The following is a 24,320-nucleotide window of genomic DNA, read 5'->3' as shown; positions in this document are numbered from 1 at the left end:
AAATTCCGATCTTTTACAATTTCACTGCATGTCCACCATCAAAAAAGTACAGCCATTTCCGGTCAACTTTCCGACCCAATATATCTTCAATGGCCCGTCCATACAGATCTAGCTGGAAGCGATAATTTTTGGTGAGTTCATCCAAACCACCACGATGCTCCAATACCCGATCCGTCTTGTAATCAAGCAAGACAAGCTCGCCGTCCACCTCATACAGACAATCGATAATCCCCTGTACAAGCACGGTTTCATTTTCAATCGTTGCCTGCATTTTGCTATCTTCATTTATTATCTGCATATCTGAGTTCGCCGCCCGTTCATGTAGCCATTCCACAGGGGACTGATGTGCCGGAAGTCCATACACAAACGGAATCTCCCGTTTCACCCACGCTGCACGCAATAATTCTTTCCCTGGTTCTGTATTGAAAAATCCGGCCAGTTCTTCAGGTTCGATAGCCGCAGCATGATGGGGCAGCAAAATCTGAAGCTTAATCAATCGCTCAATTGTCTGTTCAATAAGTTGTGAATCAACAGATGATCCATCTATAGGAAGATGCTGCATCAACGTATGATACACGTTCCCCCGTTCTGCCCCTGTCAACTGCGTTGCCTCCATGAATTTGGGACGACGCAGGTGCAGTTTGAAAGACGTACCTGCAGATCCCGCATCCGAAACGTTCACCGTACCGTTTAAATCTGTCCATGATCCAGTCTCACGCTCGTTAGATCCATCGGATACGCCACGTAGTACATGGCCTGCTTCATCTTTGGTGTAATTGATTCCTGGGTTGTTGTGAGCCAATAATTTCTCGGACTGTTCTCCCAGTTCCTCCATCACCTCTACGGACTGGATATCCTGCATCGCAAGTAACGTTTTCAACTCCGTGACAGATGTACTGGCTGCTACTTGAGTTGCTGCTTCATAGGGGTACGTCCATGAGAGCCGTTGATCAACCTCGTTGATCAGCCGTGTCTCCTCTTGTTGAAAAGCTACTGTATCTGCACCTTCATCTTCAATGTTTTGGTTAGCCGTATCTTGTACAATCTTCGTCAGCTCTTCTAAAGTTGAGGATGTAACCAACTTCACAGGCTGAACGGCTTTTAGCGCAGCAATTCTTTCTTTCCGCACCTCAGTCATCCCGTCTTCTTCTCCGAGTGTCTGATCCACTACATGGTCACGGGATACCTGATCGGCGGAAATAATAGAGACCGCCCATCGTGATTGATCATCTGCAAGACAGGCTGAGAACGAATCATTGCTTCCAGCAAGTTCACGCAGCACACCCGCATCTGGATGTCTCATTAGGGATGGCCCAATCCAGTCCAGGTAACTCCGTCCTGCAGCCAGCAGATAGTCTGGCAATGCCAGTTCAGGACTATCCTTGACCTGAGACCACGCCAGTGCTTTTTTCGATGCATCTTTTACGGTACCTAGCAGAATCATTTTCTCTTTGGGACGAGTCAACGCAACATACAGTACACGCATCTCTTCAGCAAGCAGTTCAAATTGCGCCCGACGACGAATCGCCAGATTGGCTAATGTAGGATAAGCTACTCGGTTCTCACGATCCACAAACCTCGGGCCAAATCCCAGTTCCTTATGCATTAGAAACGGTGCGTTCAAGTCTTGCTGATTAAACATCTTGGATATGCCACCGACAAAGACAATTGGAAACTCCAAACCCTTACTCCGGTGAATCGTCATGATACGTACGGCGTTGTCCTGCTCACCAGAACTACTTGCTACAGTCCCGAGGTCTCCCCCGTTTTCCCGCAGTCTGGAAACATAGGTCAGGAAACGGAACAAGCCGCGATTCGCAGTTGATTCCTCATATTGTCGTGCGCGGTCGTACAATGCCTTAAGATTACTTTGACGTTGCAGCCCTCCTGGAAGACCACCAACCCAGTCCAAATAACCGGTTTCCCGATACATACGCCAGATCAGTTCACTTAGACTACCTTGTCTTGCCTCAAGTCTCCACTGCTCCAATTGACGCATAAAACGAATTAACTTTTGCTGTAATTCCGAGCCTGAGATCTCCGTTATGCCCAAATCCTCACTTGCATGTCCCGCAACACCAGCATCTTGCATTCCATCTGTATGCAATGTATGCACATCGGATTCATAGACATCATCCAGGATCTCTGCCTCGACTGAAGCTGCTGTCTCCCGCTGTCCCTGTTCCATCTCTGCCCAGGCTTCCGGCCATTGCAACTGGACCATTTTGGAATCAGGATGATTATCCTGCCGGGATTGTTGTACGGCATTAGTGGAGGAATCGCTCCAATTTCCCGCAGCCGATATAACCGCATCATAGAATGATTGTCTTTTGTCACCAAGCCGAATCTGTGCCAATTCCTCTTCATCCAGTCCAACAATCGGGGAACGAAGCACGGAAGCGAGCGGAATATCCTGTCTTGGATTATCAACAAGCTGAAGCAGAGACATCATGATTTCCACTTCTGTAGCCTGAAAATAACCCTTGCTCTGTTCTCCTCCAGCAGGAATTCCCTGCTGTCTGAATTCCTCAATCATGAGCGGAGCCCACATCAAGGTTGAACGCAGCAAGATGACCATATCACCGTAACGTGCCGGGCGCATCGTTTGCAGAGCTTTGTCATATACATGAAGGGCAGGTTTGTCCGTGTCTCCAACCATCTCCCGAATACGCCTTGCGATTGCCCTCGCTTCCAACTGGGCTGTTTCAAGTTCGGCACTCTCCAGTTCTGCAGAGACCGATGCATCCCCATTCTCATCCGTACTCTCTGTCAGATCAGGACCACCACCCTGACGATCGATCAGCATGAGTTCAGGTGTATACGCCTCATCGCCAAGCGTCTCTGACGGGAAGGTAGCCCCATATGCCAGTTGAGCTCGTTCATCGTAAGCAATCTCTGCCACACCTTCGTTCATGAGTTGCCGGAATATCATATTGACCGAATGCACGACTTCTGCTCGACTACGAAAATTCCGCGCAAGATCAATACGTTGACCTGTACGATGCAGACGTTCTTCCACCATTCCATCCTCATTTGTGCTCGCTCCATACTGGCGATACTTGTTCATAAATAGACCTGGCTCAGCCAACCTGAAACGGTAGATACTCTGTTTGACATCACCGACCATGAATCGGTTACCCGGGTTTTCTCTGGAGATCAGTTTCACGATATCTTCCTGAACCGTATTGGTATCCTGATATTCATCAAGCAACACTTCATCGAATCGCGAACGGTACTCCATGGCCGCATCGGAAGGCATCGACAGTTCAGGCGTTGAATCCTCATGTCGCAAAATGTGAAGACAGTAATGCTCCAGATCACTGAAGTCAACTTGCCCACGTTCCTGTTTAGCCTGTCGATAACGTTCTCCAAATGTACTAACCAACCTCGACAACTCCTGCATGAGTGGTGCCGCTTGCTCCAACTCCTGCCAGAACGCAAACGCACTTCTTCCGAACAATGAACCTTTCAGGTCGGTAACTGCCTTTTTCGCGGCCTCACGGAGTTCCTTCACCTGATCCTGTAAAGCCGGGTCCGTTTGATCCTTTTTGCAGGGTTTCAATTTGCCAAATGTAGCGGGTTGAAACACTTCAGGCAACCTTTCCCATGGCATAACCTGGGCCGCAGACAACAGTTCTTCTACCATCACCAGGTCTTCTTTTAACGTATCTGCATAAGGTGCCGGACCTTCAGGCTGCATGGAAATATGAATGCCTTGACGGAGCAATCCTGCTGCACCACTCAAAGCAAGAGCCGCATCACGCAAAATACTCTGAACCCATGCTGAATGTCCAAGTGCCTCTACACTTTCCACCTGAAAAGCAGACGCCATCTCTGAGAGCCAATGATCCGGCCAGGAATGACTGCGGGAGAAATCATACAAACGTTGCACCAGTCGATGCATCGCATCATCGTTTCGTTCTCCACTGAACCAGTCTACTAATTCGCGGAATGTACTCCCTTCATCTTCTTCGCCATACTTTTCCTCAAATAGTTCTTCAAGCAGTTCCTGCCGCATGATTTCCGCTTCATTTTCATTCAGGATACGGAAAGCCGGGTTCAACGGAATTTGCTGATAATAACGGCGAATGACTTCCATACAGAATGAATGCAGCGTTGTAATAGATGCCCGTCCAAGCAGCGACAGCTGCTTACGCAGATGCTCTTCTCCAGGCTGTTCTTCCAGCGCACGTTCCAACGCTTCCCGAATCCGTTGTTTCATCTCGGCGGCGGCCGCTTTGGTAAACGTAGCTACAAGCAAACGATCCACACTGAATCCTTGGGAGGGATCTGCGATCTTGCGAATAATTCGTTCAACCAGTACGGCTGTCTTGCCTGATCCCGCCGCTGCGGCAACCAGAATGTCTTCTCCACTTTCCGAGATGGCACTCCACTGGTCATCACTCCAGAAGCTTCCTTCCGGTTTTGGCATATTCGTCATGATGTTTCCCCTCCCTTGGTGTGAGATAACATATCCCAGATTTGCTGTTTGCCCGGTTTGGACAACAGGTTATACTCATTTCCTTCTATATTCTCATCAAACTGACAAACAGGCTTATACGGACAGAACGTGCACGCCACTTCCTGCTGAATACGATAAGGCTCAATGGCCACATCCCCATCCGTAATTCGGGTACCAATCTCACGGATATTACTGCGAACCGAAGCAAGCAGCGTATCCCATTGCTCTGGCGTAGCTACAGCGGCGCTGCTATAAAAGCTTCCGTCCGCCTTAAGGGCAACTGGAATAATTGCTGAATACCCCTTATCCAGGGTGTTGTCCATTTGAGCGATTGCGTCCCGATCCGCCAGCAGCAAACCTTTCATTTTGAACCGTTTCAGCAGTTCTTGTCCTGCCTGCTCTGATGTCATGCCGTTTGCGGATTGCAACAGCGGGTTATGCACATGGAAATACAACGTTCCTCCCGGCATCGCCGTTTCCCCAAGCCATTCTTCGGCAGCACTAAGCAGCACCTCCAGATAGGTGAGCATCTGTAATGACAGACCATAGTAAACTTCATGTAACTTGAGGTCCGTTTGGCTTGATTTATAGTCAATGACACGTAAGAGCAGACCATTCTCTCCTTCTGCCACATCCACACGGTCAATCCGACCCACGATCTCCATCACACAGCCGTTTTCCAGTTCAAAACGTAATGGCGGCAGTGTTTTATCCGGTCCAAAATCAAGCTCCAGCCCAATCGGTTCAAAACTTCCACGTCTGGACTGTTCACCAAGAATAACCGATGCCCGGCTAACAATGTCCTTCAATTTGCGGAAAATATAACCGTATCGCTTGGTGCTTAGCAAAATCTCCCCTTGCAGCTGTGGTGCAATCTGCTCCACCGTTTGCTCGGCTTCCTGACGGCATTGGTCTGGAGTCAAACTGCCCCAACTACGATTTTCTTCACGCAACCGCATAGCCAGCTGGCTTAGTGCAGCATGAAACAGCTGTCCGATATCAGGAGCCTGAAGGCGATACAATTGCCGTTCTTTGAGGCGCAGCCCATGCGAAGCAAAATGGGAGAACGGACAAGCTACGAAACGCTCCATTCGCGAGACACTCGTCCTCACCTCTGTACCATACAGTCTGCGACTGGTAGCTGTACGTAGTGGTAATGCCCGATTACGATAAAAGATCGATCCCATCAACCGCTCCAGCTGAGGTCTGCTTGTCTCCCGAGATACATGCCAATTGTAGACCGCCCACCACATTTCAGGGATGTCTTCTCCGCGGCGCCATCTGCGCAATTGTCCAATGAGCGTAGACAGACTCTGTCCTGGATGGGTGACATAGGACCAATGTGCTTCTTCCGAGTTCGCAACCGGCGGTTGAGCGAGCAATGGCTGTTCTTGTAGACCAAACATTTTCCGTACATGGCGGACAATCTCGGAAGGAAGCAGTGTTTTCCCCTCATCATCAGCAACAGGGTAACTCAGCCATAACTGGCTGCTTGCCGCTGTAAGTGCCGTATAGATCAGAAAACGTTCATCCAGCATCTGCCTTGTTGCACCTGGTCCAAGCGCCACGCCTCTTTCCGTCAGTAACGCTCTCTCCAGTTCGGTTAATACGCCATCATCCTGAGGTACAGCGGGTAATTCACCATCAACGGCGCCAAGGATAAATACGTATTTGATGTCCTGAAGGCGTGTACGGTCCATAGAACCCATCAATACCTGATCAAGTGCTGGTGGTACCAGACCCAGCTTCAGTTCCGTCAATCCGGTCTCAATCATCCCGGCAAACAGCGTGATATCCAGCCGTTCATTCCCCATCATATCGACCATCTGATCCAATAAATCCAGCACAGCTCCCCACATCTGCCGATGTTCTCTCGACCGTTCGGGGTCACCTTGTGCCTTAGCTTCAGCAGACATATTCTCCAGCTTCCATGCGATCTCAGCATCTTCCAGCAGTCTGTATAGTGCCTCACACTGGGCTTTGGCTGTCTTTGCCTTTTTCATTCGTTTCTCAAAAGCACCCAAGGAATCTGTAATGACCGTTCGGCAGCTCTCCATTAAAGAAAGCATCTGGTCCCGTCCTCGACTACGGCCATCCTGACCGTTGTCTTCCAGCGACAGGCTTGGTACATACTTCCATGGTTTGCCGTCAGTCCAGCGGTACCCGTGAATACCACAAGCCAGTACATAATTCTCAAGCTGGTCCATATCTTCACGAGTGATGGAACCATCACGCGGAAGCAGCAAATCCGTTTTGACACAGCGAAATACATCCTCGTAGCGCCAGTGGCGCCGAACAATATCCAGTGCGGAACGGATAAACTCAGATAATGGATGATGAAGTTCATTTCTTCTGCGGTCCAGAAAGACGGGTACGTCATAATCCCTGAATAACGGTTCAGCTATATCAGCGTAGGTATCCAACTGCCGGACAAGTACCGCCATGTCCCGATAACGCGCACCTTCGTTTTGTGCCAAGCGCCGCATCTCACGCAGTGCTCCCTCCATCTCAGCTCGTCGGTTCTCCGCTGCAACCAGTCGGATTCCGGAATCAAGGCCTTCACTTTTCCAACGAATTCGCCGGTCGAAACCAGCCTCCAGATGAGCAAGTCCCGGACGATCCTTGTATCTCGGTGGAATCTCCGAATCTAGCACGGTTATATCGCTCGTTACACCCAGTTCGTCAGCCATTCCTTTCAGGCGCGCATAGGCACTTGCCGTAGGATAAAACAGTTCCAGTTCTCCAGGCAGTGCGCCATGATCATAAGGACGATCCAATGTCAGTGCAATCGTCACGGAAGAGGACTGCAACATCAGCCGACCAATCACACTCATCTCCTGTGGCGTGAATCCCTGAAAACCATCAATCCAGATCTGGGCATCCTGCAGCAATGCACTTTCCGACAAACGATCTGTCAGCTCGGTCAACGTGTCTTCATCATCAATATATAAATTGGTCAGTTCCTGTTCATAGTCACGATATATCAGATTCAAGTCATGCAACTTGTCCTCCAGAATCGGCGAAGTGGATGAGCTATTCCCTCCAGACAGCCCATCTTCCAGCATTGATGGATCAACTTCATAACGTTTAAATTCACTATATAAGTCATTTAATTCGCCTATAAAACCCAGCTGGCTGCCGGATGCACCAAACAGCTTCAATTCTTCCTTACGGCGCTGGATGACCTTGTAGAGCAGCATCTTTTTGCCTTCGGCTCCGATCGGAATACGAGCAGAACCACCTGCTTCTTGCATTACACGATAGGCTAAACGGCGAAAGCCGAGCACTTCTGCACGCATGGTACCTTTAATTGCTCCAGAAGACACCAATGCCTGCTCTGTTCGAAAAGAGCTCTGTTCGGGAACGAGCAAAATTAAAGGTGTACCTTGCGGTTCTTGTTGAAGCAGGGATGTAATTTCCCGGGTAATCAGCGAGCTTTTGCCGCTGCCTGCCCGGCCAATAACAAAACGAACGGACATGTCTAATCCTCCAAACCACACGTACAAGATTTTAATTCCCAGTATAACATATCTGACTTGGTTCGGAACATACGTTTGCCACTATCCGGTAAAACCGGAGATCATCTCCGTTAACACAGCAAAACAGCAAAAAGCCCGCAGCTATCACACTGTGGACTTTTGACTTGATCTATATTTGATTGGAACGAAAATCATACGATTAATTCTTTTTACTGCGCACTTCGAAAATAGCAAATTTCAGGTAATGTCCTTCATCCACGCCCAAAATTTGTGGGTGATCCTTACCGGCTGCTTTCCAGTCGATCAAACGAAGCACTTTGCCTGCATCTTCCGCTGCATCGGCAATCGTATCCAGGAAGAGGTCTGGACGCATGTGATACGAACAGCTGGCTGTTACCAAATATCCACCCTCATTGACCAGTTTCATTCCTTGCAGATTGATATCTTTATAACCGCGACATGCACCTTTAACTGCTGATTTCGTTTTGGCAAATGCAGGAGGATCAAGGATGACCACATCAAATGTTTTACCGCCAGCTGCAAGCGCTTTGGATGTATCCACTTTCTGTTCGCCTGCACGCGCACGTGCAGTACGTTCATCCAGCCCCTTCACTTGTTCACGCAAGTACTGGAATGCATCAGCAACTACGAATTCGACCCGGTCGGTGAAAGCGTTCAGCTCCACATTTGTTCGTGCACTCTCAATGGCGTGCTCCGAAATATCAAGACATGTCACTTTTTTGGCTCCATACTTACAGGCATTCAACGTAAAGCTGCCCGTGTGTGAGAAGCACTCCAGTACGGTAGCACCATCCCAATAAGGGAATGTAACTACCTTACCGCTTTTATTCACAGGCAAGAGCTGCTCCGTGCCATCCTGCTCGGTCGTTTGAAGTGTGATTCCTCTCTTGTAGCCCCAACCCTTCATGAGCGGTTCGATGGCTGCACGATTCTCACGTTGGTCGAAGAAGTAACCTGTCTTCTGCCCTTCCACGATATCCACTTTAATGAGTAGTCCATTCTCTGTAACTGTGACATGCCGTGGGCACTCTCCATACAGCGGACCTTTGGTCTGCTCCAAACCTTCCAGTTCACGAATCGAGACATCACTGCGCTCATATATGCCTTCCGGCTGCATTACTTCAATGAGTGCCTGTACGATGGCTTCACGGCAACGATCCATGCCAAGTGTAAGCAACTGTACAACGAGGATGCTACCGAAACGGTCAACGATCAATCCTGGTAGAAAATCAGCTTCTCCGTAAACGAGCCGGTATGCCTCGCCATCCTGTATAAAACGTTCCCGATGACGCAAACAATCGCGGAAACGAGCTGCAAAAAACGCGGTGTCCATCTGTTCGGACTCCAGAGGTTGATACGCTACAACTCTTACAGTGATTTGAGATGCGGGATTGTAATATCCTGTCGCCAGATAGCGACCTTGATGATTCAATACATTGACCAGATCTCCCGGTTCCGGGTTTCCGTCAACAGAGGCAATTTCATTGTTAAATATCCATGGATGTGCATGTTCAAGCCGCTTTTTGCGACTGCGTTCGAGTGTAACTGATGGCAAGGTAGATCCACTTCCTTTAATTTAATAGTTCAAAAGATAGGTTTGGTGCGGCGCGCAGGTGGCGTTCCGGGTTCGAATCGATCTTCCGATCGCTGTTGTCTCCAGATTTTTTTGATTCCCTTTTTTAAAGGGAAAATCCGGAGACAAAGGCGCACGCTTCGCTTCTTCAGATTCGATTTCGTCCCCTCCACTACGCTTGCACGAATCACCGTATCTTTCGAATTGGGGTGCGGCAATTAGGTGACGTTCCGGTTACGAATCGATCTTCTGATCGCTGTTGTCTCCAGATTTTTTTGATTCCCTTTTTTAAAAGGAAAATCCGGAGACAAAGGCGCACGCTTCGCTTCTTCAGATTCGATTTCGTCCCCTCCACTACGCTTGCACGAATCACCGTATCTTTCGAATTGGGGTGCGGCAATTAGGTGACGTTCCGGGTTCGAATCGATCTTCCGATCGCTGTTGTCTCCAGATTTTTTTGATTCCCTTTTTAAAGGGAAAATCCGGAGACAAAGGCGCACGCTTCGCTTCTTCAGATTCGATTTCGTCTTCTTCGCTACATTTGCACGAATCTCTGTATCTTTTGAATTGAGGGGCGGGTAATTTAGGTCGCTTCCCTCTGAATTCCTTTAGGCTTGTCATGGTTGTCTTTTCTTACTCATAGGATGAGTTAAGGAACCGGACGGAAGGAATGATATTTCTATGTTTAGAGATGTTATATTGCCCTTACTCTATGGGCTTATTATCTTTTTTGGTGGCATGAAGCTGATGGAAACGGCCTTGCAACGCATGGCAGGGCCCATGTTGGCAGATTGGCTCAATCGTGCCACCTCTGCTCCATGGAAAGGCATGGCCTTCAGTGCAGGTGCAACGGCCCTGTTACAGAGCAGTACTGCGGTCACCGTACTCACCATTGGACTGGCTAATGCCAGATTAATTACCTATGGACGAACACTTGGCATCATCCTCGGCACCAACATCGGGACATGCCTGACGACGGAGCTGGTGGGACTGCAGATCGGACGTGCTTCCCTACCACTACTCGTCCTGTCGCTAACGGGCTGGGCCATGTTTGTTGTTCTTGGTGAACGCAATCTGGCCGCTCCTGAACGCACGCGTCAGACTCTGTTTAACATCCAGTACAGTTTCCTCGCAGCTGCCGGATTTGCACTTGTTATGACAGGCATTCAGGTGATGCAATCCATTGCCTTACCCTTGCGGAGCATGGGCGTATTTCAATGGTTTCTCGACCGCTCGGCCGATAGCTTGTGGTGGGGCTTCCTGGCAGGTGCCTGTCTGACAGCGCTCATTCACAGCAGCGCAGCTGTCATTAGCATGGCGATTACGCTGGCAGCCACAGGGGTATTGCCTGTGGAGATCGGCATCGCCATTGTGATCGGGTCCAATGTGGGGACCTGCATCACCGCTGTGATTGCTGCCGCGGGTGGAGCATCCGCAGGCAAATTTGTCGCAGCCTCCCATGTTGTATTAAACATTGCGGGAGCGCTGCTGTTTATGCCGCTGATCGGCCAGCTGCATGCAGCTTCGGCCTGGCTGTCAGCGGACAACGGGGCACAGATTGCACATGCCCAGACCCTTTTTAACATCACCAGTTCACTGCTTGCTTTGCCATTTTGTTACTTGCCAATCTGGCACAAAAAACCACCGGTCCACGCCCCCGCGGCGAAGTCACCCGTGGCTTGATGATCTGCCTATCCAGACCCACAGAGCTCGCGGCTAACTGACTCGAACAATAGTGCGTTATACGTTAATGCCTAACTTGTTCAGGGCTACACGCAAGATATCATCGTTATTATCATATCCGCTCTGCTGCTGTAAGGACCATGCTTCTTCCGGAGCATACCAATCCACACCCTTGATTTCTTCAATCTGAGGCTGTAGATCACCACTCTCGGCTTCAACGAGATAATAATGAACTTCCTTGTCCACCGGGCCAAAGTCTGCATGTTGGTACGTGTAAGCAATGATATCAACCGGCTCTACAATGCGGCCCACCATACCTGTCTCTTCCAAAATCTCGCGCAGTGCCGTCTGTTCAATTGTTTCTCCATCTTCCATTTTGCCCTTGGCGAGAGTTGTTTTACCATAACGATCTACGATAAGCTGAATTTGAAGACGTCCGTCTTCCCCTGTTCTATAAACAACTCCGCCTGCTGAAATTTCTTTTTTGTTCATCGTGCTCTCCCCCATCAACTTCGATATCTTTATCTTATTTTTTGCAAAAGAAGGACCTCATCTCCCCGGGTAAGCTCCCCAAGGAAATGAAATCCTTGTTTCTGACGCCTCGATTACATCGCGGCGGACTTAAGATTCTCTTCCAACACACGTACCAGCGTAGCCTGACTCTCGTTGACGCCGGCTTCAACCACTTTGACTCGGCACACTTTACCGACCATATCCATCGTTCCGTCAAAGACCAGTTGAATGTAGTTGTCGCTATAACCATGCAGCTTGCCACTTCCCTCGCGGCCTTTGGCTTCACCTTCGGGAATAACATCCAGTACCTGTCCGACAAACTGCTCAGCGTACTCCAGCTGCATCTGTTCAGACAAGTCAATCAGTTCATGCACACGTGCATTTTTGACTTCTTCGTCCACCTGATCTTCCATTCGTGCTGCTGGTGTACCCGTACGCTTGGAATAAGGGAATACATGCATTTCGGAAAAACCGATCTTCCGCATCAACTCATAGCCATTACGGTACATCTCATCCGTCTCACCTGGAAATCCAACAATGATGTCTGTTGTAATCGCTACATCCGGCATTGCTTCCCGAATGCGAAGCATCTTGTTGTAAAACTCTTCCGTCGTATATTTACGACGCATGCGTTTTAACACCGTATCATCACCCGCTTGCAGCGGAATATGGAAGTGACGAACAAGTTTGTCCGAACGTTTGATCACGTCGAGCATACGGTCGTCGATCTGGCTGGCTTCAATCGAGCTGATTCGAATACGCTCCAAACCCTCTACCTTATCCAAATCCCACAGCAGATCGGTCAGATCATAGTTCTCCATGTCATCGCCATACCCACCTGTATGAATACCAGTCAGAACAATCTCCTTGTATCCGGCGTGTACGAGTTGATGCGCCTGTTGAATAATGCTGTTCGCCTCACGACTGCGTGAGAGACCACGAGACCACGGAATAATGCAGAACGTGCAAAAGTTATTGCATCCATCCTGAATCTTCAGGAATGCGCGGGTACGGTCAGCAAAATCCGGTACGTCCATTTCTTCAAACACACGGGTTTTCATAATATTACGCACCGCATTAACCGGCTGACGGGACTCCTGAATTTCATTAACATATGGCAAAATCTTGTCACGGTCCTGTGTGCCGATAACCAGATCCACCCCTGGGATGTCCAGAATCTCTGCCGGAGAAGTCTGCGCGTAGCAGCCTGTAACGGCCACAATCGCCTCCGGGTTGCGCCGAATGGCACGACGAATAATTTGACGGCTCTTTTTGTCGCCGGTATTGGTTACTGTACAAGTATTAATCAAGTATACATCCGCTGTCTGTTCATCAAAGTCCACTTGATCGTAACCTTCGTTTTTGAACAATTGCCAAATCGCCTCTGTATCATAGAAATTAACTTTGCAGCCTAAGGTGTAAAACGCCACGGATGGCATAATTACATTCCTCCCATTTCTCCGGATTCATATAGCACGCAAGTTAGTGCTGCCATTCCAGCTGTCTCAGCACGCAAAATGCGTTTGCCCAGTCCAACAGATATAGCACCTGCCTGATCAGCCTCTGCCGTCTCCTTCTCAGAAAATCCACCTTCCGGTCCAACCACGATTAAAACTTCTGCACTTGCATCAGGTGCAAGCTGCTCTATAAACGGCTTCAATGCATCTCTCAGCTGTTTACCATTTTCTTTCTCATAACAATAACATACCAGGCTATAGCCCTCAAAAGAAGATAACAGCCCTTTCCAGGAAAGCGGCTGCTCAACGGATGGAATGCGATTCCGGTGACTCTGTTCGGCAGCTTCCTTGGCAATTTTCCGCCACCGCTCCAACCGTTTGCCTTCTTTCTTGGCATCATATTGCACAATCGTACGTTCTGATAGGAAGGGTACAAATGATACCGCCCCAATCTCAGTACATCTCTGGATGACTGTTTCCATCTTGTCACCCTTGGGCAAACTCTGTGCCACGGTTACACGAATCCGTGCTTCATGGTCCATCTCGAGAGGTTCCACAATATTGGCTGTCACTTGGCCAACTTCAATGCTCTCAATTTCCACGAGTGCTTCTCTGGAGTTTCCGTCACTGACAATCAGTTTATCTCCAGGTTTACCACGCATGACCTTGCCAATATGGCGTGCATCATCACCTGTGATAATCACAGCGTGTTCATTAAACTGTTCTACAGATACAAAATATCGCTGCATTAGTCAATCCACCCATTCTGTCCTGTTATGACTGGAATTCACCCCGCCTGATGACAGGCGTGAATCCAATCGCCACAGATGATCATACAACTTTTACGTGTTTCTGACCAGTATTCCGGTCCATAAACAATGCGCTTTTAGCGATATAATTCGATAATCACCTTTGCTAGATCCACATACATCGTTTGCGCAAACTCATACAAAGGTTGAATCGTCACATTTTGCAACGGAGGTATAACAAGAATCAATAGGAAGATAAAAACAGACCATTGCTCCACCCCTTGCAGCTTGCGGCTGATTGAAGGTGGCAGTAGATCCTCTAGAATCCGATAACCATCCAGTGGTGGCAACGGAATCAAGTTAAACAGGAACAGGAAAAAGTTGGTTAAGTTAAAGATAGCGAAAAACGTCGTGATTGCTGTGAGCAGACGCTCATTATCAATGCCGCCGAGAGCTCCCGAACCAACCAGTGAAGCATAGATGATTGTACCGATGATCGCGAGCAAAAGATTGCTCAGAGGCCCTGCTGCAGATACGATGATGCCCATCAATCTAGGTTTGTCGAAGTTAGCCCGATTAACGGGAACTGGACGTGCCCAACCAAAGCCGGCAATAATGAGCAGCAACACACCTAACAAGTCAAAGTGTACAACCGGATTCAGCGTGACCCGACCCAACAGCTTCGCTGTTGGATCACCAAATTTGTTAGCAAAATACGCATGCGAGAATTCATGCACCGTAAATGCGATCAGAATGGTCAGCAGGAAAAACGGAAGCTGATCGATCGGATAACGAAAGAACGAATTCCAAAAGTCCATACTTTACCCCTTTCTGGCTACAAACGCCAGCCAATCCTCATCACGGTGGATCGCACTCACTTCAAACCCCGAGGCTACAAGTGCATCATGCACAACCTGCTCTTTGTTCTTCCAAATGCCGGATACAATATAGGTGCCACCAGACTCAAGCGCATTATAGACATCGTCTACGAACAACAAAATGATCTCAGCCAGAATGTTCGCCACGACAACCTTAACCGGCAGTTGTACACCAAGTGCAGGGTCCTGACTCCCAAGGACGGACAACAGATCACTCTCTTTAACCGTAATTTGTTGCTCCAGCCCATTCAGTTCCACATTCTCCCTGGCACTAATTACGGCAACTGGATCAAGATCGAGCGCCAGTACATGTTTTGCCCCAAGTTTTATCGCTCCAATAGCCAAAATACCAGAGCCTGTACCTACGTCAATAACTTCCTCGCCGCCCTGAATAACCGTTTCCAGTGTGCGCAAGCAGAGGGAGGTCGTTGGGTGGGTTCCTGTACCAAAAGCCATGCCTGGATCAAGCTCAATAATTTTCTCATCTGGACTTTCAGGCGTATACTCTTCCCACGTTGGCTTGATCGTCAAACGTTCCGATACACGTACCGGCTTGAAATATTGTTTCCAGGCTGTTGCCCAGTCATCTTCATCCACTGTACGCGTCTCATAACGAACCTCACCTGTATCAATTCCGAATTCGGAGAGTTCCTCAACTCTCGGATTAACTTCAGACTGTAGTGCAACCATGTCCGTACCTTCGGAGAAGTACCCTTTGATGACTGCAAAGCCTTCCGGAATATCATTCAAAGGAACGTCGTATAACTCACCATATGTCGTGTCCCGTTTTTTATTTAAAGTACCGGACTCTTCAATCGAAACCCCTCCAGCACCCGCTTCATGTAAAAAATTAGAAATCATCTCCACAGCTTCTTCTGTGGTATGTATTGTTAGTTCATGCCATAACATACTTGGTTTTTCCTCCTCATTATTCAAACATCCCAACTATTGTACTACACAAGCTAGCCGGAGCACAAAGCCGCACCAGTAAAAGAAAAACAAAACAGGATATCCGCAGCCTGACTGCTCGAATATCCTGTCATCTATTCATACATATCTGTTTCATTTACTTCAGCATTTTGCATAATTCGAATCTCAGTTAGCAAAAACGCCCACCATTCTGCGTGATCATCTCTGCGGCTTGCGGGAGCGAATCGTTGGATACGGACACGGTCAGCAAAATTTCTTGTTTTAGCCTGTTGGCCGAGTCCTCTTTGGGTGTATCATACACCTGACCATTGGACAACATTTCCGTTTCATCACTAATCAAGGCAAGTACATTCAGTTCGCCACTAAATCCTCCGACGACGGCCGTAGGAGAATTATCGGAGCCCGTAACATCGTTTGAGCCCAATGTGGATGCTTCATTGCCAAGGCTCTCGATGCTTAATTGGTTCGGGTGCAGCAATTCCAGGGCTCTCCGTGCAGACTCGGCCTCAGTCCAGCTTGTAAAAACAGCTTCGAGGGTCACTGCCGAGCGATCTTCAGTCATGAAGCTCCCGTCCCTGTCTTCGATCAGCCGCTTCACTGCGGCGTAGTGCTTCGATATCTTCATGATCCGCAGCTTCAGCGCTGAATTCCACGTCCTCATTTTTTGCGGATTGCATACGTTTCATCTTTTCCGTTTTCGTTAAGATCTTGCCTGGACGTTCATGTTCTGCCATTGTAATGCTCCTCCTTCAAATTAAAATGAACTAATATTTGTTACACTGTAAGACTCCGATTGTAGCCCCATCCTCCGATCGCTGTTATCCCCAGATTCCTTCAACTCCCTCCTTAAAGGGAGAAATCCGGGGATAGCGTATGCTTCCGAAGTAGCTTTCTTGCGAAAGCTTTTAGGCGAACGCTTCGCTTCTTCAGATTGGTTCTACACTCTCCGTTAAAGTGTAATTATCTGTCCATCTTATATACATTTCCTGAAACTAGATCATTCCACCGGCTTGTTCGATTATGGACATGGCGCGGTGATGTACCGATTCATCTACGATGACCGTTAGTAATACATCTCTTCCTGTAGGTCCACCCTGTCCACCATCACTCATGCCGCTTGCAGAAGGGTCCGCCGCAGCCATGATTCCAGCACTGGCATTTGTTTGCATCGAATCGGGCACCCATGATGAAAAACTGCCGGAAACGCCCGGCTTGTAGGAAGCCCCGCTTGGTCCTACACCCGCATATCGGCTGAATCGATTAATCGACAGGTCCTCCACTCGCAATGCCTCCAGTTTTTTGGCTGCCCCTTGAGCCTGCTCCGGGCTGTGAAAGTACGCCAAAATATTTTTCTCGGTCATCCGCTTCACCTGCTTCCCTAATTTCTCGCATATCAGCTATGCATATCATTCTCGCCATGCTATCTTTCCGCAAGTTCGCTCAGAATATACCGAAATGCTCCCACAAATTGCTGTCGTGCTTCGTAGCATAAATCCATGGATTTTTCGAAAACCACTCAATCAGTAAAAAAAGGCGTACAAAAAAAGGACACCCTGCGGTAAAAACCGTTGTGGTGTCCTTTTGAACTTACTTTATTTTATTCTCAGTCGCCGCGGAAGGCGCGTTTCACTCTATCAAAGAAAGATTGTTCATGCTCATGTGTTTGCTCTCCATCCAGCGAAGCAATTTGGCGAAGCAGATCCTTCTGCTCGTCATTCAGCTTACTAGGTGTGACCACAACCACTTTCACATGTTGATCCCCTTGCCCCATACCGCGCAGGCGTGGTACACCTTTGCCTTTGAGTCGGAAATACGTTCCCGTTTGTGTACCAGCTGGTACTTTCAACTTCACTTTCTCGGTCAACGTTGGGATCTCAACTTCATCTCCCAGAGCTGCCTGAGCAAAGGTAAGTGGGATTTCGCAATAAATATCGTCGCCTTCACGCTCGAAGAAATCATGTGATTTCACGCGAATGACAATATACAGATCTCCCGCTGGTCCGCCACGCAGGCCTCCCTCGCCTTCACCTGTCATACGCAGTTGCGCGCCATCATCTACACCCGCTGGAATGCGGACATGGATTTTGCGTTGCTTGCGAACTTTACCGCTACCACTGCACGTTGTACATTTTTCTTTGATAATTTGGCCCGAACCGCTACAGTTCGAACATGCACGACGATTAACCATACGACCAAACGGTGTATTTTGCACGACTTCCTGCTGACCGCTACCTTGGCAGACCGAGCAGGTTTCCGGTTTCGTTCCAGGTTTGGCACCTGAGCCATGACAGGTATCACAGCCTTCGGTACGCGGAATCGTAATATCGGTTTCTTTACCGAATACAGCTTCCTTGAACTCAATTGTCATCGTGTACTGCAGATCATTCCCCCGTTGCGGAGCATTTGGATCACGTCGTCCACCGCCACCGCCGCCAAAGAACATGTCGAAGATGTCGCCAAATCCGCCGCCGCCAAAATCACCGCCACCACCGAATCCACCTTGATTCGGATCGACATGACCATATTGATCATATTGTGCACGCTTCTGACCGTCACTCACTACGTCGTAAGCTTCTTTAACTTCTTTAAATTTAGCTTCCGCATCAGCAGCCTTGTTTACGTCAGGGTGATACTGACGGGCAAGCTTACGGTAAGCCTTTTTAATCTCATCGTCGTTAGCCGTTTTACTAACGCCAAGCACCTCATAATAATCACGCTTTTCAGCCACTCTTCCACCCCCATATCATTCACCATATCGCACATCGTGACAAAAGGAAAGCCAAAGCGCGGGAGCCCCGGCTATGACTTTCCCTCTAATTCGAACGTCACCGATGTTTAATTCGCGTAGAACTACGAATTAGTTTTGTTTTTTATCTTCATCCACAACTTCGTAATCAGCGTCTACGACGTTGTCACGTTTAGCAGAACCTTGTTGTTCTTCAGCACCTTGTGCTTCTTGCTCTTGCGCCTGAGCTTGCTCATACAGTTTCACGGACAGTTGTTGAACGATCTCTGTCAGTTCTTCTGTAGCAGCTTTGATATCTTCCAGGTTGTCGGAAGCCAGAACGCCTTGCAGTTTTTCTTTGGCAGCATTTGCTTTTTCAACTTCGCCAGCATCTGCTTTTTCGCCAAGATCTTTGATCGTTTTGTCAACAGAGTAGATCAATTGATCTGCACTGTTTTTCGCTTCAACGAGTTCTCTGCGTTTTTTATCTTCTTCAGCGTGCAACTCAGCATCTTTCATCATTTGCTCAACTTCAGCATCGCTCAAACCGCTGGAAGAAGTGATTGTGATTTTTTGAGTTTTGTTCGTACCTTTATCTGTTGCAGATACGTTAACGATACCGTTGGCATCAATATCGAAGCTGACTTCGATCTGTGGAACGCCACGTGGAGCTGGTGGAATATCACCCAACATGAAACGTCCAAGCGATTTGTTACCCGCTGCCATCTCACGCTCACCTTGCAGAACATGAATCTCAACGCTTGGTTGATTGTCTGCATACGTGGAGAACACTTGAGATTTGCTTGTAGGGATCGTAGTGTTACGCTCGATCATTTTAGTGAATACGCCACCCGCTGTTTCGATACCCAGGGACAATGGCGTTACGTCGAGCAATACAACGTCTTTCACGTCACCTGTCAGTACGCCCGCTTGTACAGCAGCACCCAAAGCTACAACTTCATCCGGGTTAACGCCTTTGTGTGGCTCTTTACCCGTCAGTTTTTTGATTGCTTCTTGTACTGCTGGAATACGTGTCGAACCACCAACCAATACGATCTTGTCGATATCGTTAGGCGTCATACCCGCATCACTCAATGCACGACGAGTTGGTTCAAGCGTACGCTCAACCAGACCTTCAGAGATTTCTTCAAATTTCGCACGGCTCAGGTTCAACTCCAAATGCTGAGGAACGCCATCAGCAACTGTGATGAACGGCAAGGAGATCGTTGTAGTCAATACGCCGGAAAGTTCTTTTTTCGCTTTTTCCGCTGCATCTTTCAAACGTTGAACCGCTGCTTTATCTTTACTCAAGTCAATGCCTTGATCTTTTTTGAATTCACTTACGAGGTAATCAATGATCACTTGGTCAAAGTCATCCCCGCCTAGTTTGTTGTCCCCGCTAGTTGCTTTAACTTCGAAGAAGCCATCACCCAGTTCAAGAATGGATACGTCGAACGTACCGCCACCCAGGTCATATACGAGGATCGTTTGGTCTTCGGATTTCTCCATACCGTATGCCAAAGCTGCTGCTGTTGGCTCGTTGACGATACGCAGAACTTCCAAACCTGCAATTTTACCCGCATCTTTAGTCGCTTGGCGCTGACTGTCATTGAAGTAAGCTGGTACAGTGATAACTGCTTGAGTTACCGTTTGACCCAGATAAGCTTCAGCATCGGATTTCAATTTTTGCAGAATGATTGCAGAGATCTCTTGTGCGGAGTAGTCTTTGCTATCGATTGTTTCCTTGTGGGAAGTACCCATGTGACGTTTGATCGACATGATGGTACGATCCGGATTGGTGATGGCTTGACGTTTTGCTGTTTCACCAACAACGCGCTCTCCATCCTTTTTGAAACCAACTACGGATGGAGTTGTACGTGCGCCCTCCGGATTTGGAATTACGACAGCCTCGCCGCCTTCCATTACTGCTACGCATGAGTTTGTTGTTCCTAAGTCAATACCAATTACTTTGCTCATCCGAAAATTTCCTCCCTCAACAATTTAAAATGAATGGGTCTGATCTGACCCTTATTTAGATGTTCATGTTGCTAATCGTGCTCTATGTGTACAAACCTTTATATTAAACTTCGCCCACATTGTTCAACCATGGAGCCGACTCATTCCTTCCTATAAGGAATTTATGAGCTGACTTTAACCATAGCTGGACGAAGCACTTTATCTTTCAGCATGTAGCCTTTTTGGACTTCCTCAACAACGATACCTTCTTCGTACTCGTCGCTCTCCACTTGCATAATGGCTTGGTGGAATTCAGGATTGAACGGTTGTCCTACCGATTCCATAGCCGTCAGACCTTCATTATTCATCACGGTTTCCAATTGACGGAAAATCATTTGGATACCCTTGGAGAAAGATTCGACCTCTGCTCCTTCCGGTACAGTAGCCATGGCGCGCTCGAAGTTATCAATAACCGGTACCAGTTCGGTGACCAGCTTCATCGAAGCGTATTTAGCCAATTCTTCTTTTTCCTTCTGCGTACGACGACGGAAGTTATCAAAATCAGCCTGTGCACGGACATAACGCTGTTGTTGCTCCTCAGCTTCTGCCTTCAGACGTGCAAGCTCATCCTGCTCCTGACCAGCCATCTCTTCAGCTTGTGCTTCTGCAGCGCCAGCTTCATTAATAGGCTCCTGCTCAGTTGCTGTTACCTCTTGTTCTTCTGTAAATGATTGCTCCTCTTTCAAGATGTTCACCTCCTTATACGAATGAAATGGTTCATTCCCGAATCTTATTTGAAACGATGTGTTAGCATCGCCGTCAAGTCACGGGATAGTGTATTTAAAATATGAATGACACGTGCATAATCCATCCGCGTGGGTCCTAGAATACCGATCGACCCCAAAGCCTCACCGTCCAATGAATAGGAGGCTGTGATCAGGCTGCAGTTGGCAAAGGCTTCATGATCATTCTCAGTGCCGATTCGCACTTGAATACCAGATCCACCCGGCACGGGCATCATCAATTTCATGAGTGTTGGTGTCTCTTCCAGCAGGTCAAGAATATCTTTTACCTTTTCGATATCTTTAAACTCCGGTTGAGTCAACATATTGGTGGCACCACTGAGGAACAGACGATTATCATGTTCATTGTCAAAGGCACTGTTGAGCACCTGCATAACTTCCTCATAACGTGTAATATGCCGTTCCATCTCTTGCCCAAGTTCGGTATAAAGACGGGATTTCAATTTGTAGATTGGTACGCCAACAAGTTTGGTATTTAACAAGCGAACCACATTTTCCATCTCAGCTACCGAGATTTCTGGTGGAATCTGAACCGTCTTGTTCTCCACTTGACCTGTATTGGTCACGATAATTGCCACAGCTTCACTCTCGTTCAACGGAAGCAATTGGAAGTGACGTAAGGACGTATGGAATACTTCCGGTCCAAGCAGGATCGAAGTATAATTCGTCATATGTGACAAAATATTGGATGCATGCTGAATAACTTGTTCCATGACGTTCAATTTTTCAGCGAAGAACGACTTGAGATCATCCAATTCCTGAGGCTCCACCTGATTCCAAGGGACCAAATGATCGACATAATATCGATAGCCTTTATGGGATGGAATTCGTCCTGCCGATGTATGCGGCTGTTCCAGGAAACCCATATCTTCAAGGTCCGCCATTTCATTACGGATCGTCGCCGGACTGTATCCAACATCTCCCCTTTTGGAAATGCTCCGGGACCCTACGGGCTCAGCTGAACGGATATAGTCATCCACTATAGCGTTCAGAATCATTCGTTGACGCTCTGTTAACATGGTGAGTATCCCTCCTTCTGACTGTACTGTCCCATGTCGTTAGCACTCCGGTTAGATGAGTGCTAAGCGGTAATACAAAAATACCAAACTGACGTGAACATTGTCAAGTGAGTTTGATGAGTGGGCTCATCTATTTATAGTATAGACCAATGTCGACGAGTCCTAACAACTTTATTGAACATACTTTGAAGTAAAAAAGGACTGCATGTAGGGCAGAGGCTGACTCGGCTCGATTCATGCAGTCCATTCAGTTGTTATGCTGAAACGTTAAGCTCTTTTAATACCGCGATCTCATCGCAACAATCCTGCTTGCTGCAATGAACACAGTCGGTCCATACTTTCTCAGGGAAAATCTCTTTTTCCACTACGGCAAAGCCGTTTTTGAGGAAGAAGGATACTTCATATGTCAACGCCATAACCTTAGGAATCTGTTGTTTCTCCGCTTCTTCTACCAGTCGGTCCAGCAATCGGGAGCCAATACCGAGCCCTTTGTGTCCTTCCGAGATACCGAGTGATCTGACTTCCACCAAATCATTCCCCAGACGACAAAGCGATCCGCAACCCACCACTTCACCATCAACTTCGGCTACAACAAAGTGCTCCAGCTGTCGGTGCAGTATTTCCCGTGATCGCGGAAGCATGATCCCACGCTCTGCATAGCCCTTAATCATTTCATACAGTGGTTCAACATCTTCCGGCACGGCTTTTCTGCATATTACCGACATCCTGCTCTCCTCCTATTACCAAGCTTTCCAGAGGAAAGCTGACTTCGTAGTTGTTAAATTAACACGCTCTGTAAAATCAATATGAATAAATATACAACAAAGCGTATACAATTTCAAGCTACGAATTCAGCGATATGGACCCGATAAACTCCGCAAAAACGTCATTTCCGAACAGGATACCCTGCTCGCTCAGTCGGAAGCCGTCTGCCGTCCGCTCAAGCAACTTTGCATTCAACATTTTGCCCAAAGGCTTCGCAAACACTTCTTCCATAGACTCTCCGAACTGTTCGCTAAACCGAGAGGCCGAAGCTCCCTCCAACATTCTCAGTCCAACCATCAGATAATCTTCCATGGCCTCCGGGCGAGCAATCTCAAAATGATCCAGACGAGGCAGCCCTGCTCGTGAAGCTTCAACATAAGGATTTATACCTTTAATATTCATATGCCGTTCGCGGCCCACATATCCATGTGCACCTGCACCCAGACCGTAGTAGTCCTCATTACGCCAGTAGGTAATATTGTGACGACTCTCAAAGCCCGGCTTGGCAAAGTTGCTGATCTCGTATTGTCCATAGCCTGCTTCTTTCATACGTCTCATTAATAGAAGGTACATCTCCAGCTCATCATCTTCATGAGGAAGTGGCAACTGGTTCTTCTGATACAGGGTATGGAAAAGTGTATTCTCTTCCACTTTCAGGCTGTAGATGGAGTAATGCGGCAGATCCAGTTCCAGCGCCTTGTCGATACTCTCATTCAACATTTCAACAGTCTGGTTTGGCAAACCAAACATCAGGTCAATGGACAGGTTATTCAAGCCCGCTTTACGAGCATTCTCCAAACTGCGGTATACATCATCCGTATTATGAATACGGCCAATGCCTGTCAGCAGATCATTCTGAAAAGCCTGCACGCCAAAGCTGACACGGTTGACGCCGCCTTCTTTCATCGCAGCGAGTTTCTCCGCATCCGTTGTTCCCGGGTTGGCTTCCATCGAAAATTCAATATCGTCCGCCCAATTTGGGAAATACGTCTTCACGGAACGAAGAAATACGGCCATCTCATCCGGTTTCAGAGCTGTTGGCGTACCCCCACCTACAAATATGGTCTTGATCTCACCCGGTGGATTGGCCTTAACTGTATGTTCCATCTCCCGTTCCAGCGCTTCGAGATATTGCATCACGGGCTGATCTTTCAGAACGTAAGAGTTAAAGTCGCAATAAAAACATTTATTCGTGCAAAAGGGAATGTGAAGATACACCGCTTGGGGCGCACCTGTCTTCCGGCTGTGTGCTGCCAATGTCATGGCAAGTCCCCCTCTATTTGAAAAAAGGAAAGCCATCCGGCTTC

Annotated in this window: 18 protein-coding genes; 1 reads left to right on the top strand and 17 read right to left on the bottom strand. The window is 48.0% G+C overall.

Going from position 1 to position 24,320, the window contains the following annotated elements:
- Positions 1 to 13 precede the first annotated feature (13 nt).
- The 3 genes from addA to PAEAM_RS06430 all read right to left on the bottom strand — a co-directional run bounded on the left by addA (position 14) and on the right by PAEAM_RS06430 (position 9,517).
- Complete coding sequence (gene addA, locus PAEAM_RS06440) at positions 14 to 4,441, bottom strand: helicase-exonuclease AddAB subunit AddA (RefSeq protein ID WP_100527027.1); 4,428 nt, start codon at positions 4,439 to 4,441, stop codon at positions 14 to 16.
- Entirely contained in the window at positions 4,438 to 7,941 is a 3,504-nt protein-coding gene (addB, locus tag PAEAM_RS06435) for a helicase-exonuclease AddAB subunit AddB (protein ID WP_100527026.1), read from the bottom strand. Before addB ends, addA begins: the two co-directional genes overlap by 4 nt.
- A gap of 199 nt (positions 7,942 to 8,140) precedes the next feature.
- A complete protein-coding gene (locus PAEAM_RS06430; RefSeq protein WP_100527025.1) occupies positions 8,141 to 9,517 on the bottom strand; it encodes a class I SAM-dependent rRNA methyltransferase in 1,377 nt (458 codons plus the stop codon).
- A gap of 699 nt (positions 9,518 to 10,216) precedes the next feature.
- On the opposite strand from PAEAM_RS06430, the gene PAEAM_RS06425 reads away from it, so the two are divergent.
- Positions 10,217 to 11,218, top strand: a complete 1,002-nt coding sequence (locus tag PAEAM_RS06425) for a Na/Pi cotransporter family protein (protein WP_076250688.1) — start codon at positions 10,217 to 10,219, stop codon at positions 11,216 to 11,218.
- Between the two features lie 57 nt (positions 11,219 to 11,275).
- Here the strand turns inward: PAEAM_RS06425 and PAEAM_RS06420 are convergent, their stop codons facing one another.
- The 14 genes from PAEAM_RS06420 to hemW form a co-directional block, all read right to left on the bottom strand.
- Complete coding sequence (locus tag PAEAM_RS06420) at positions 11,276 to 11,710, bottom strand: NUDIX hydrolase (protein WP_036615070.1); 435 nt, start codon at positions 11,708 to 11,710, stop codon at positions 11,276 to 11,278.
- Positions 11,711 to 11,823: 113 nt separating this feature from the next.
- Complete coding sequence (mtaB, locus tag PAEAM_RS06415; RefSeq protein ID WP_047843791.1) at positions 11,824 to 13,170, bottom strand: tRNA (N(6)-L-threonylcarbamoyladenosine(37)-C(2))-methylthiotransferase MtaB; 1,347 nt, start codon at positions 13,168 to 13,170, stop codon at positions 11,824 to 11,826.
- A gap of 2 nt (positions 13,171 to 13,172) precedes the next feature.
- Positions 13,173 to 13,937, bottom strand: a complete 765-nt coding sequence (locus PAEAM_RS06410) for an RsmE family RNA methyltransferase (RefSeq protein WP_100527024.1) — start codon at positions 13,935 to 13,937, stop codon at positions 13,173 to 13,175.
- 137 nt (positions 13,938 to 14,074) lie between these two features.
- Positions 14,075 to 14,755 (bottom strand): site-2 protease family protein, encoded by a 681-nt coding sequence (locus PAEAM_RS06405; protein WP_100527023.1) that lies wholly within the window; start codon positions 14,753 to 14,755, stop codon positions 14,075 to 14,077.
- Between the two features lie 3 nt (positions 14,756 to 14,758).
- Positions 14,759 to 15,724, bottom strand: coding sequence for a 50S ribosomal protein L11 methyltransferase (gene prmA / locus PAEAM_RS06400; protein ID WP_076250681.1), 966 nt, complete (start codon positions 15,722 to 15,724; stop codon positions 14,759 to 14,761).
- Between the two features lie 190 nt (positions 15,725 to 15,914).
- On the bottom strand, positions 15,915 to 16,307 hold the full coding sequence (locus PAEAM_RS06395) for a hypothetical protein (RefSeq protein ID WP_076318852.1): 393 nt from the start codon (positions 16,305 to 16,307) through the stop codon (positions 15,915 to 15,917).
- A complete protein-coding gene (locus PAEAM_RS06390; protein WP_017687220.1) occupies positions 16,300 to 16,479 on the bottom strand; it encodes a YfhD family protein in 180 nt (59 codons plus the stop codon). Before PAEAM_RS06390 ends, PAEAM_RS06395 begins: the two co-directional genes overlap by 8 nt.
- Before the next feature lie 258 nt (positions 16,480 to 16,737).
- On the bottom strand, positions 16,738 to 17,106 hold the full coding sequence (locus PAEAM_RS06385) for a hypothetical protein (RefSeq protein ID WP_017687219.1): 369 nt from the start codon (positions 17,104 to 17,106) through the stop codon (positions 16,738 to 16,740).
- A gap of 242 nt (positions 17,107 to 17,348) precedes the next feature.
- Positions 17,349 to 18,473, bottom strand: coding sequence for a molecular chaperone DnaJ (dnaJ, locus tag PAEAM_RS06380; protein WP_036615086.1), 1,125 nt, complete (start codon positions 18,471 to 18,473; stop codon positions 17,349 to 17,351).
- Between the two features lie 129 nt (positions 18,474 to 18,602).
- A complete protein-coding gene (gene dnaK / locus PAEAM_RS06375; protein ID WP_047843796.1) occupies positions 18,603 to 20,447 on the bottom strand; it encodes a molecular chaperone DnaK in 1,845 nt (614 codons plus the stop codon).
- 161 nt (positions 20,448 to 20,608) lie between these two features.
- Entirely contained in the window at positions 20,609 to 21,172 is a 564-nt protein-coding gene (gene grpE / locus PAEAM_RS06370) for a nucleotide exchange factor GrpE (RefSeq protein WP_036668567.1), read from the bottom strand.
- Positions 21,173 to 21,216: 44 nt separating this feature from the next.
- Positions 21,217 to 22,248: a heat-inducible transcriptional repressor HrcA gene (gene hrcA / locus PAEAM_RS06365; protein WP_036615092.1), complete on the bottom strand. Its 1,032-nt coding sequence runs from the start codon at positions 22,246 to 22,248 to the stop codon at positions 21,217 to 21,219.
- Positions 22,249 to 22,502: 254 nt separating this feature from the next.
- Positions 22,503 to 22,973 carry an N-acetyltransferase gene (locus PAEAM_RS06360; protein ID WP_017687214.1) on the bottom strand — a complete coding sequence of 157 codons (471 nt, stop codon included), beginning with the start codon at positions 22,971 to 22,973 and terminating at the stop codon, positions 22,503 to 22,505.
- Positions 22,974 to 23,091: 118 nt separating this feature from the next.
- Positions 23,092 to 24,276 (bottom strand): radical SAM family heme chaperone HemW, encoded by a 1,185-nt coding sequence (gene hemW, locus PAEAM_RS06355; protein ID WP_100527022.1) that lies wholly within the window; start codon positions 24,274 to 24,276, stop codon positions 23,092 to 23,094.
- Positions 24,277 to 24,320 lie beyond the last annotated feature (44 nt).

Origin of the sequence: Paenibacillus sp. GM1FR, from assembly GCF_002803315.1 — a bacterium.
GTDB classification, from domain to species: Bacteria; Bacillota; Bacilli; order Paenibacillales; family Paenibacillaceae; genus Paenibacillus; species Paenibacillus amylolyticus.
This window is presented reverse-complemented; position numbering and strand designations above follow the sequence as displayed.